Source organism: Arthrobacter sp. UNC362MFTsu5.1, from assembly GCF_000685965.1.
Lineage (GTDB): Bacteria > Actinomycetota > Actinomycetes > Actinomycetales > Micrococcaceae > Arthrobacter.
Genome location: NZ_JMLE01000019.1, coordinates 62,399 through 74,805, shown reverse-complemented (window position 1 = coordinate 74,805; position 12,407 = coordinate 62,399). Strand labels below are relative to the sequence as shown.

At 60.0% G+C, this 12,407-nt stretch carries 7 protein-coding genes; 5 read left to right on the top strand and 2 right to left on the bottom strand.

Annotated features, from left to right (window positions below):
* Positions 1 to 15 precede the first annotated feature (15 nt).
* From yidC to BS38_RS0116930, 5 genes are all read left to right on the top strand, one after another.
* On the top strand, positions 16 to 996 hold the full coding sequence (yidC, locus tag BS38_RS0116950) for a membrane protein insertase YidC (RefSeq protein WP_028271879.1): 981 nt from the start codon (positions 16 to 18) through the stop codon (positions 994 to 996).
* Positions 996 to 1,562, top strand: a complete 567-nt coding sequence (locus BS38_RS0116945; RefSeq protein ID WP_028271878.1) for a Jag family protein — start codon at positions 996 to 998, stop codon at positions 1,560 to 1,562. Before yidC ends, BS38_RS0116945 begins: the two co-directional genes overlap by 1 nt.
* 19 nt (positions 1,563 to 1,581) lie before the next feature.
* Positions 1,582 to 2,232, top strand: a complete 651-nt coding sequence (gene rsmG / locus BS38_RS0116940) for a 16S rRNA (guanine(527)-N(7))-methyltransferase RsmG (protein WP_028271877.1) — start codon at positions 1,582 to 1,584, stop codon at positions 2,230 to 2,232.
* Positions 2,233 to 2,319: 87 nt separating this feature from the next.
* Positions 2,320 to 3,384 carry a ParA family protein gene (locus BS38_RS0116935; RefSeq protein WP_081818950.1) on the top strand — a complete coding sequence of 355 codons (1,065 nt, stop codon included), beginning with the start codon at positions 2,320 to 2,322 and terminating at the stop codon, positions 3,382 to 3,384.
* 65 nt (positions 3,385 to 3,449) lie between these two features.
* Complete coding sequence (locus BS38_RS0116930; RefSeq protein ID WP_028271875.1) at positions 3,450 to 4,634, top strand: ParB/RepB/Spo0J family partition protein; 1,185 nt, start codon at positions 3,450 to 3,452, stop codon at positions 4,632 to 4,634.
* Between the two features lie 6,375 nt (positions 4,635 to 11,009).
* On the opposite strand, the gene trxA is transcribed toward BS38_RS0116930, so the two are convergent.
* The gene (gene trxA, locus BS38_RS0116920) at positions 11,010 to 11,336 is read right to left on the bottom strand and encodes a thioredoxin (protein WP_028271874.1); all 327 of its coding nucleotides are present in this window, start codon (positions 11,334 to 11,336) and stop codon (positions 11,010 to 11,012) included.
* Positions 11,337 to 11,372: 36 nt separating this feature from the next.
* Entirely contained in the window at positions 11,373 to 12,329 is a 957-nt protein-coding gene (gene trxB / locus BS38_RS0116915) for a thioredoxin-disulfide reductase (RefSeq protein ID WP_028271873.1), read from the bottom strand.
* Positions 12,330 to 12,407 lie beyond the last annotated feature (78 nt).

Below are 12,407 nucleotides of genomic sequence, written 5' to 3'. Positions count from 1 at the left end.
GAATAGGGATATCGTATGGACTTCTTTGAAACAATCATGTTTCCGTTCAAGTGGCTCGTGTCCATCATCATGGTGGGCTTCCATGAGGGACTGAGCACCATTGGCCTGCCGGCGGCGAACGGCTGGACCTGGACGCTGTCCATCATCGGGCTGGTGCTGGTCATTCGTGCCGCCCTGATCCCCGTGTTCGTCAAGCAGATCAAGGCCCAGCGCGGAATGCAGCTCCTGCAGCCGGACCTGAAGAAGCTGCAGGACAAGTACAAGGGCAAGACGGACCAGCTGTCCCGCCAGGCCATGGCCCAGGAACAGATGGCCATGTACAAGAAGCACGGGACCAACCCGTTCTCGGCCTGCCTGCCCATGCTGATCCAGATGCCCTTCTTCTTCGCCCTGTTCCAGGTGCTGTCCGGCATCACGGCGGCCCGCGATAAGGGTGCCGGCATTGGCGCCATGAGCCACGAACAAGTTGTCCAGTTCGATGAGTCGAGCATTTTCGGTGCTCCGCTGTCCGCCACCCTGCTTCACGGCACACCTGCGGGCGGCAACGTGGTGGCCGTCTGGACGCTCTCGATCGTGATGATCCTGGCCATGACGGCGTCGCAGTTCATCACGCAGAAGCAGATCATGGCCAAGAACATGTCCGAGGAGGCGATGGCCAGCCCGTTCATGCGCCAGCAGAAGATGATGCTTTACATCCTGCCGATCGTCTTTGGCGTGGGTGGCATTAACTTCCCCATCGGTGTCCTCATCTACTGGACCACCACCAACCTCTGGACCATGGCCCAGCAGTTCTTCGTCATCCGCCGCATGCCGACGCCGGGATCCCCCGCCGCCAAGGCCCTCGCCGAGCGCCGTGCCGCCAAGGGCCTTCCGGCCCTGCCCATTCTGGGAGGTAAGAAGGCCGACGTCGAGGCTGAAGCTGCCGCTGCTGCCGCGGTCGCCGAGGCCAAGAGCCAGCGCATCCAGCCACAACGTAAGAACAGGAAGAAGAAGTAATGTCTGTCGATAGCACCGAAAACGCCGTTTCCGCCGAGGCCATTGAAGACAAGGACGACGCCCAGGATGAGATCCAGGATGCAGGCAAGGGGTCTTCGGCCAGCCGGTTGGAAGAAGAAGGCGACGTCGCAGCCGACTACCTGGAAGAACTGCTGGACATCGCCGACATTGACGGAGATATCGACATCGAGGTCCGCAACGGACGGACCTACATTTCCATCGTGGCAGAGGAAGAATCTGCAGGCCTTGAAAGCCTCGTTGGACGCGACGGTGAAGTGCTCGAAGCTCTGCAGGAGCTGACCCGGCTTTCGGTCCTTTCCGCCACCGAGAACCGTTCCCGCTTGGTGCTGGACATCAACGGATACCGCCAGGAGCGCGCAGGCCACCTGCAGAAGATCGCCGAGGACGCCGTGGCTTCCGTGAAGGAATCCGGTCAGGCTGTGGCACTGGAGCCGATGAGCGCCTACGAGCGGAAGATTGTCCACGACGCTGTGGCCGATCTCGGGTTCGTCAGCGAATCCGAAGGCGAAGGTGCCGGGAGGCACATCGTTGTCTCCGCAGACTGAAGATTCCGGGACGCTGACAATGGTTGACATTACCGACGCCGAACTGAAGGCGGCTGAGGCCATCTTTGGCGATCGCCTCGAGCTGGCCAAGCGCTACGTGGAGCACCTGGCCACGTCCGGTACTGAACGTGGCCTTATCGGACCGCGGGAGATTCCCAGGCTCTGGAGCCGGCACGTTCTGAACTGCGCCGTGATCGAGCGGGAAATTGCTAAAGGCAGCCATGTTGCGGATGTTGGAAGCGGTGCCGGACTGCCGGGACTGTGTTTGGCAATTGCGCGGCCGGACCTCGAACTGACCCTCATCGAACCGCTGGAACGCCGGGTGATCTGGCTTCAGGAGGTTGTGGACGACCTCGGGCTGAGCAACGTTACGGTCATGCGCACGCGCGCTGAACTGGCCGTGGGTATGGTGAATGCCGACGTTGTCACCGCCCGTGCGGTGTCGGCTCTGTCCAACCTTGCCGGCCTGACGATCCCCCTGCTCGCTGGTAAGGGCGAGGTTGTGGCTATCAAAGGACGCAGCGCCGGGGAAGAGATCGAGAAGGCTGCCAAAGCGATCCGCAAGCTCGGCGGCGTACAGACGTCCGTAGTGGTAGTCGGCGAGGACATCCTCGAGGAACCCACCACTGTGGTCCGAATCATCGTTAATAAGACGCAAAAGATTGCCTAACCGCTGGCCCGGTGCCGCAGGACTTTTGGGGGAACCAGTTAGGCTAGTGAACGGCAGAAAAAGCCGAATGAGAGTGAGTGTGTCACAGTGACCAGTAGCGAAGCCTCCACACAGCGGATCCCCCCGTTCGTGTCCCTGGGGTCCGCACGGGCCATGGTTGCGCCCTCAATTGCGCCCACGGATTCGTGGAATCACCTGAATTCGGTTACAAACCGGTCCAAGTCCGCGGCAGTTTCACGTGAAACTGACTCGGTCAGCGGAAACATCATGGACACCATTGATGACTCGAGCCCGATTGCCCGGGACCTGGCCCATGAAAACAAACGCCGCGAACGGTTGATTGGACGGCAGCTTCCCAAGCCGGAGAAGACACGTATCTTCACGGTGTCGAACCAGAAGGGCGGGGTCGGCAAGACAACCACCACGGTCAACATTGCCGCTGCCCTTGCTGCCGCCGGGTTGAATGTCCTGGTCATCGACATCGATCCCCAGGGGAACGCCTCCACGGCACTGGGCATCGAACACCATGCGGACGTCGACAGCATCTATGACGTCCTGATCAACGACGTTCCCCTCAAAGACGTGGTGGCCCCGTGCCCCGACATCGCCAACCTGATCTGTGCACCCGCCACCATTCACCTGGCCGGCGCTGAAATTGAGCTTGTTTCCCTCGTCGCCAGGGAGCAGCGGCTCCGACGCGCGATTGATGTTTACGCCAAGGAACGCGAGAAGTCGGGCGAGGCCCGTCTTGACTACATCTTCATTGACTGCCCGCCGAGCCTTGGCCTTCTGACGGTCAACGCCTTCTGCGCCGCCAACGAGGTCCTGATTCCCATCCAGTGCGAGTACTACGCTCTGGAAGGCCTCAGCCAACTGCTGAAGAACATTGAGATGATCCAGAAGCACCTCAATGCAGAGCTGGTTGTTTCCACCATTCTTCTCACCATGTATGACGGCCGGACGAACCTGGCCGCGCAGGTGGCAGCCGAAGTTCGTCAGCACTTCCCGGACCAGGTCCTCGGTGCCGTGGTGCCGCGATCGGTCAGGATCTCCGAGGCTCCCAGTTACCAGCAGACTGTGATGACGTACGACCCCTCCTCCAGCGGTGCACTGTCCTACTTGGAAGCCGCAGCCGAAATCGCTGAACGTTAGAATTTTCAACAATTGCACTAGCCAGAGCCGGGTCTGCCGGGCTCTTCCATTGGAGGGATTTATCCATGAGCGATAAGCGACGCGGCCTCGGTCGTGGTCTTGGCGCACTCATTCCAAGTTCCGCTCCGGCTAACGCTTCCGGCAACGGCACAGCGCCTTCACGACCAGTGGACTTGTTCTTTCCCGAGGCACGCAAGACGTCCACGGCCGCTGCCGTTCCCGTGGAAGAGGAAACGCCAGCGCCGGCTTCCCCGGCACCCAAAAAGTCTGTCGGCAGCGCATCGCCGTCTGAGTCGAAGGTTCCGGCTGAATCCAAGGCTCCTGCCCGGAAGTCCGCGGCCAAGCCTGCCGATGCGGAGAAACCCGACGAGGAAGAGGCGGCTTCATCAGCGGCTGCAATTGTCACCGATGCCGGACCTGAACTGGTAGAAGTCCCGGGCGTCAGGTTCGCGGAAATTCCGGTCGGCGACATTCACCCGAACCGCAAACAGCCCCGCTCCGTCTTCGATGAGGACGACATGGCGGAGCTGGTTCACTCCGTCCGCGAAATCGGCGTTCTTCAGCCAATTGTGGTCCGGACGTCAACCGAAAAGGGTGGCGAACCGTTTGAGCTCGTCATGGGTGAGCGTCGGTGGCGTGCAGTACAGGCCGCAGGGCTGGAAACCATCCCTGCAATCGTCCGGGACACCACCGATGATGACCTGCTTCGAGATGCACTCCTCGAAAACCTGCACCGCAGCCAGCTGAATCCCCTTGAAGAAGCGGCCGCCTACCAGCAGCTGCTGGAGGACTTCGGTACGACTCATGAGCAGCTCGCGGATCGAATCGGCCGTTCCCGCCCGCAGGTTTCGAACACCTTGCGCCTCCTGAAGCTGCCGCCGCTGGTCCAGCGAAGGGTCGCCGCGAGTGTGCTGTCCGCAGGTCACGCACGGGCATTGCTTGCCCTTCCCGATGCAGCGGCCATGGAACGCCTGGCACAGAAGATTGTCGCGGAGGGAATGTCCGTTCGGGCAACCGAGGAAGCTGTCACTCTGTATCAGAGTCCGGCAACCACCTCCAAGAACAATGTCCCCCGTCCAGGCGCTCGTCATGAACGCCTTGACTACCTTGCATCGTCCTTGTCGGATCGACTGGATACGAATGTAAAGATCTCCCTTGGTGCCCGAAAAGGCCGCGTGAGTATCGAATTTGCCAGCGTGGAAGACTTGAACCGAATCATGGAAGTTCTTTCACCTGGATCTGAGAACTAGATCTAAGCAAACGGAGAGGGCCTGTTTCACGTGAAACAGGCCCTCTTTTTTGTTTGTCCTCTGCCCCTTGTTGGCGAGGCAGCTCCGAAAGTAGCAGTCGGTAGTGCCTGGTTCGCATCGAGTTTAGGTTTCAGGGGACCCCTATGTGGCCGGCAGCCTATGACGTAGGGGCGCCAGCCCGTGGTCTGTCGCCAACCGCAGGTTATCCATTGCGGAGCCCGCCGCTTTCGAGATCGTTGCTGTGCTCCCATATGTGGACTTATGTGTCCTAAGGGTCGCCCGCGCGTCCTTGGCACGGGCCCAAACGGCCCGGAGTGCCGTTCTACGGCGCTTGGGCTTCAACGCTAGAGAACTCTGACAGGACCGTAGTATGCGAGCCAGATCGGGCCCATAGAGCGCCCGACGACCGGAATGTGGCGTGAATGGCTCTGAATGCCCACCTCGGCTCTGTCGTGGCACCGCCTGGCCTGGTGCCGCCTGGGCGAAACCGAGATGTGGCAAGGTCGGGATCTGATCGGGTTGTCTTCGGCGAGTGAAGTTGCCGATGCCAGTTGATCTTGAGATTTCGGTCTTTCGATTCATTCGGAGACGGTTCGCTGGGTTGCGGCAGCAACACCATATCGGCTTGTTATCGCCATGCATTCTGGTGTGGGTGTCGCCGGCGTTGTGTTTGTAGAGGTAGAAAGGGGGCAGTGCATCCAGAAGGGTCCGGTTATGGACGCCGTTTAGGACAGATTCTTACAGCCGGGGCACATCGTCGGCGCATGACAGTTTGTCTTTCCTGGCAAACATGGAGGGTCTTTGGGGCTTCTGCAGAGCCCCTCTCGCCGAGTCGGACGAAACGGATTCGTCTCCCTTTGTGAGATTCTAGGGAGTGGCGAAGATGGGTTCAACTGTTGCGTGAACGGATTGCCATGTTGTTTCACGTGGAACCAAGGCGCACATTTGCTCAGTTGTACAGGTATTCTCGGGAAGGGCCAGGACGTGATCGCCGCATGATGAGGCAGCAAACACGACACCCTTAGCAGCGTGACTTCCGCTGACTGTGCCTTCCTCTACGTATACCTCCGTCGGATGTTCAGTGGGTGCGTGCTTCGCTTGGACTGTGGTGGGCGTGCAGGAACTGGGAGTAGCTTAGTCTTCACTGTTGGCGCGCAAGAGTAGACCAGACTGAGGGAATTCCGGTCCGTGGTGAGGAGAGGAGGGCTGTCGGCTATTTCGCTCAATTTCGTGGCTGACTTCAGAACCAGAACTTCTTCGATGGAGGGTTCGTCGATCCGGACCAGCCCCTCGACCGAGCAAGGAAGCAGCCTGGGAATGGCCCAAGGCGTGGGATGAGGTCATAGGGCGCTCCCCCGACGCGCCAGCTTTTAGAGCTAAGCAAATCGCATTGCGCCTGATGGGAAAGCTGCTGATGTTTCACGTGAAACGTGGTGTGGACGGTGAATCCAGGTCACCATCGACATTTGTCATTCCCGACTCCCGGAAGGTGCCTCTGCGATGCGTCCGTGAACCCACCCCGAATACCGGGCACTACTGCCGGGTGGTGTCATGTGGGGAACCGGTCAACAAGAGTTGCCAGAGTCCTGCCCGGGGGAAGCTCGGAAACTTTTGCTTAGGCATTGTGACTTCGTCAACCTGCGGCGGAAGAGCTACGGTCAGACTGGGATGGTGCATTGGAAACCGGACGTTCGCAGATAGGTTCCGGAGTGTCCGAAAATCTGATTAGTCAGGTCAGATCAGGTCAGGTGTATTCCGACTGCAGGCGCGATGAGAGATGAGGGCGTCGCTGCCACAAGTGCTCCATGGTTGCCGCGCAGTCGACGATGGAGACTGATTCAACGCCCGGCTCCTCCCCGCGGAAGTGCTGACATCAGGCATGGCCGCCATGACTGACCGCGATTGCCCGATGGTGCTGCAGCTGCACGGTGAGATCGGCTCCACCTGAGTGAACGCTCGAGGCACGCGTAAAGGTGGGGCCGATGGCTGGATGCAGCATCCGGGCCAGGATGACCTCCCCGGTTCGCCTGGCTATGTCGCAGGGGTGAGTGACCTTGCGCCGATCGGAAGGTCAGTTCCTCCCGCGGTCGCACCCTTCTGGCCCTCCCCTGTTCATCTGCACGCAGTAACAAGCCGAGTTCAAAGCTCCAGCGACGGCTGCGTTCAACGTGGAGAGCCGTCGTACGGGGCCGCTGTTAGGTGCCCGCATGAATCGATCGGTGCCTTGTCTGCCGCGTTGACAGGGTCGTCGATGGCGGGGTGACCGGTGCATAACCCGGTGGATATCATTGTGGATAACTTTGTGGACAATGGATCGGTCCCCCCCGATCGTGGGGATGCTTCAGGGTCGTTCATTCAAAGCTGGCATGGCGTAGCGCTGCCAACGGATACCCGTGTTTCACGTGAAACATGACAAGTGGCCGATTGGGCGGCGATTTCGACACTAAAAGCCTCAAACTCGCCGAATCTCGGCACTTTTTTCGTTTTTTGGTGGCAATTTCTACCACCCTGAACCTCGCGCCACTTAGGACTTTTTAAGTGACTCCTGTCACGTGGGGCACTGGATCGCGTCGACCAGAAATCATGGCGAAAATCACAGCTACCCCCTTGTGGAAAGTGCTGTGGATAAACCTGTGGATATCATATGTGGACAATTCGAATGGACTTGGGGAAAAACTCGACGAACACTTGCTCTGCGACAACTCTGCATCGACAGTCGGATGGAGAATCCTCGCCGCTACTTGTCTTCATCGCGCGCGTTAGGAAGGTCAGAGGCAGCCACCACTCCGTAATTCACCGTTCGTCGTAGGCACTTTCGGGACGATCGCGAGGTGCCAGGTAGGTCGAATCAGCAAAAGAGGCGGCCGTACCCTCATGACCACCCGTGCAAACGAGGGAAGCGCAGGCAGTCCTCAAGGGCCAAGACAGCGCCGGCGGTATCAACACGTAGCTATATCAAGTCCGAGATGTGGCCTCGAACCCCGCTCCGGAGATGGTGATGGCCATGGAAGACACAAGGACAGTCGGCCGGCTCTTCGGTAGTCCAGGCTTCTGATAGTGCAAGCCTCTGATGGTGCGGTTCGAGGTGCCGGTGCGACAGGCTGGCTGGCGTCGCAGAAGAATACTTGGCAGTCAGGAGGAAGCCCCACAAGTGGCAGGTCAGTGTTCTCCTGCCCTGCTGCGGGAATCGGTTCCTTTGCTCCCGGGGCACTCCATCCTCGGTCGGCTTGCTGTCCTGGGTCCACTTAGGGGGCGCCTGGCCGGGATGGATGGCAGTGGAGCCCGCAGGGTCGCCGACGGTCAGGAGAGGCCGGGCCGGGAGTTTCTTCGGGGATGTGCCTTGTCCCTATGGTGGATGAGCTAGTTTCGAGGTCCCGGTCATGGCGCCCTCCGGTGCTATGGTGCTGACTGTCCCCTGGTTCGCGCAGGCCTTCAAATCAGCGCAGTGCGCTATTACCCGCAGCGGTTGACGGTTGGGGGGTATCCGTCATGGGGGTGGGTAGTTATGGTCGCTGTTGGCCTTGCGGGATTGGGTCGCTGGAGGTTAGTTGAGGGAAGACTCACTCTTCTGGCGGAGGCCCGCTGCGTCAAAGGCGTGGTGAGGTCCGGGCGGCACGACGTCCTTCGGGTCTACCTCCGACGGCACACCGTTTCTCCAGTGCGCAGGTGGGTATTCCGAGAGGCGCCGTGGCGTCCACCTTCGGAGGCGCGAAATGTGATTCACCGGCGACAGATACCTACTTCAGGGTATTGAGCTGACAGGCCCATCGCCCGGCTCTCTTCGGACACTGTGCTTCGCGCTGGCAGCTGGGGCTCACATAGGTGGGGATAACGGATTTGGGCGGACGGGGGCCGACGGCGGAGCGACCCACCTCAGATAGTCATCAGTTCTCTAGCGTCGGTGTAGCGAAGTTGCCAAGAGCGCGGGAGTCAATGCTCGAATCGATGGACACGAGAATTGAAAACTGGATTGGTTACTAAGGGCCAGGAGAGGCCATGTTTCACGTGAAACAGGAGCAATCAGGAAGGCGGGCCGGAGCAGCAGGGGCTTCCGTTAGTCGTCTTAAGTTCACTTCCTGGTGCGCCACTACGCCGAAGCCCCAGGGTGCGGGTACGCCTGGTTCCTGTCCGGACCCCCGTAGGCAGAGCAAGCCGGGACGATTGGCGAAGCTCGACGGCTGTGCATCAATGCAGGGGGCGTCCTCCCTAACGGAATTGCTGCACTCCCAACGCTCTCTGTGTTCGGCAGTGCTCGCCCTTGTCGTCCCAGACGCTGGGTGTCCTTCCGAATGACGCCCATTGTGGCAGTCGCTGGTCATGACATGAGTACGCGGAATGGTCCAGGAGTACGTGAGCGGACCGTTGAAATCCGGCAAAGACGACTGCCAACATTCAGCGCTTACTCAATTGGACTCATCCGAATGGTCCACGGATTGCAGGAGGGCGGGGATCACAATGGTGGAAGTTCGAGGTCGAAGTCTCTCACCCTTGGATGTTTCACGTGAAACAGCAATGATCCCGACGGGCGCATCGTAATGACGCTAGTGGTGATTACCTCACCCGTCTGGGAATCATGAGTTCAGGCATGCCGCCGGAGAGATTGCTCAGGTACTCCCCGGAGACAGTCTAGTCGGGGTCAATTTGGTGCCGGCATACGAGGCTTCGATTCGAATACTCCGGACCTGGGACGCGCGACTCGAGACACGACTCGCCAGGGGTTGCTAGCTGAATTCGCGTGACGGGTCAGATCTAGACTGTGAACAAGCGCGACCCGCGGGCGATCATGTTGCGTCTACCTTCAGATTTCGATGACTCCCCCTACAAATCGAGCCCTTTGTTGCCCGCTCTGGTGCAGGAGTGAGGCATCCGATTCGTGTGGAATTCGACCAGTTGGAGGATGTTGGAGGGAAAGTTGTTCCCGCCCTTGCGGTCTGGCTTATAGCCAGAATGAAGCTTCCTATGCACTGACTTGCCGAGTTCGCGGCGCATTTGGGAGGCCGATCGGCCGCTGCCGGTTGTATTCTCCGGCCTGGTCGATGGCGCATTGAAATCCCGCACCTGCGTGAGGGCGTAGAGCGAGTCTGTCTCTGGCATTCCTTGGGTCGGCAGAGGACGATCCCTTTGGCCCACACAAAGCCTCGCCCACTGTCAGGTGTAGGCATCGTGGCGATGATGGCGCTGGGATACCGTGTATAGGCAGCGAGGATCGAAGGCGGCCGGCGCTCAATGTGAACCGGACCGGAATCGGTGACCGGTACGCTGGTGGCCCACGACCTCAGGGTGGGTTTGTTCCCGCGGGAAGAACAGAGTCTGAGTTTGGCAGTGCTTTCACCGGGTTGAAAGAAGGTTGACCCGACGAACTCCTTCGCGGGATCGCGCGATGTCGCCGTAATCAGCGGGTGGGTCTCGCCATGTTTTCGTAAAGCATTGCGGAGCGTTTCACGTGAAACAATTTTCCGCGGATGCGGGAACCCGCCCCGGTCGACTGCGATCAGCAGTTACGGCCCCTGAGGTCCTGGCAGTTCCAAACACCCGCCGTCAGGGCGAGACTCCATCTCCAGCACCATCTGGAATCCCCCAGATGATGTGGCCTCCTGAACAGGAGGCGCAGCGTTTCACGTGAAACAATCTCAGATTTGGAAGCGGGTCCATCAGCCGGTGGGTGTCGGCTGCAAGATCAGATCATAGTCTGACCTGATCAGCTACCCAAGATAACCACTAGTTGACCGGGAACACCGCAACATCTGAGCAGACAGCAATCCCCCAGGACACCCTCCCGTAAGCCAAGCAAGGGAATTCGCATCGAGATCCAGCTCTGAACAAGTTATCTATTCGAAACAACCGGCCAAAGTTACTATGGCAGTTTCCATCGCGCGTGCAGGGTTTCGCTGGACGGCAGTAGGTCGGGAACCACCCCGTCGCGGCTCGCGGAGAGGCTCCCCTGCCCGCGTGCGTGCCGTCGCGCAGCTCGCAGCCGCCGTCACCTGCGACGACGGCCACAACCGCGCACGATCTGCCGGTCGGGCAGCTCGACGCCGCCCTTCGCGCCGACGCCCTCGTTAGCCTGCCGGCTTGGCAGTTCGCAGCCATCCCCCCCGACCACGATCTACCGGTCGGGCAGCTCGACGCCGCCCCTGCCTGCGACGCCCCCGCGCCCGCGAAGCCTACCCGCAACCGCGAAGCCTACCCGCCGCCCGCGAAGCAGCCCGACCCCGCCCCCGCAACCGCGAAGCCGCCCACCCTCGCCCGCCCCCAGCGAGAATCCTCAAACCAGGGAAACAAAAAGCGGCGGCCATCACCTGTTCAGGTGATGGCCACCGCTGCTGCTAACCCGGACTGCGGGTTACGCATGATGCCGCTTAGACGGGCAACGTACTACGAGAGGACGTCAGCAAATTCCTTCTCAAAGAACTGCTTCGGCTTGGCGCCGATAACGGTGTTCTTCACTTCGCCACCCTGGAACAGGTAGACGGCGGGAATGGACGTGATGCCATATTCGGCTGCGATTGCCGGGTTGTCATCCACGTTCACCTTGACGACATTGACCTTCTCGCTGTACTCAACGGAGATTTCGTCCAGGATGGGGCCAAGCTTGCGGCAGGGACCGCACCATTCTGCCCAGAAGTCCACGATGACCGGCTTGTCGGCCGAGAGTACATCCGTTCTGAAGCTTGCGTCGGTTACGTCTTTCGCGTTGCTCATTGTTTTGTTGTTTCCCTTCGGATCAATAGTGCGCTGTTAGGCGTGGAAATCTGCGAGGTAGTGCTCGACGTCGATGGCTGCGACACAGCCCGAGCCGGAGGCGGTGATGGCCTGGCGGTAGGTGGGGTCCACGACGTCGCCGGCAGCGAACACACCCTTGACGCTCGTCTTGGAACTGCGTCCCTCAACGGCAATGGTGCCGGCCGGGGTGATCTCCAGCGTGTCCTTGATGAGTTCGGTGCGGGGATCGTTTCCGATGGCCACGAAGACTCCGGTGACAGCAAGTTCGGATTCGCTGCCGTCCACGAGGTTCTTCAGCTTCAGGCCGGTGACCTTGTCGCCGCCGAGGACATCTTCGACAGCGGTGTTCCACACGAAGTTAATCTTCTCGTGGGCCTGTGCGCGGTCGCCCATGATCTTTGAAGCCTTGAGCGTGTCCCGGCGGTGCACGACGGTGACTGACTTGGCGAACTTGGTGAGGAACAGTGCTTCCTCCATGGCCGAGTCGCCGCCGCCGATGACGGCGATGTCCTGGTCCTTGAAAAAGAAACCATCACAGGTTGCACACCAGCTAACGCCGTGCCCTGAAAGTCGCTTTTCGTTCGGAAGGCCGAGCTCACGGTAAGCCGATCCGGTGGACAGGATGATGGCGCGGGCCTGGAAGGTCTCCCCCGTCGCGATGGTGACGGTTTTGATGTCGCCGTCGAGGTCCAAAGCGGTGACGTCCTCGAACTGGATCTCCGTGCCGAACCGGGCTGCCTGCTTCTCGAAGTTCTCCATGAGGTCAGGACCCATGATGCCTTCAGGGAAACCGGGGTAGTTTTCCACGTCGGTGGTGTTCATCAATTCCCCGCCGGCCGTGACGGAACCGGCAAGGAGCAGCGGCTTAAGGTTGGCACGTGCCGTATAGACTGCAGCCGTGTAGCCTGCAGGGCCGGAGCCGACGATGATGACATCACGTACTTGGGACGCGGTGTTTTCTGCGGTGCTCACTGAACGGTGAACCTCTTCCTTAGTCGATGCGCCTGCTTTTGCTGGCCGGCCACATGGCACAACCCATTGTTGATCCTG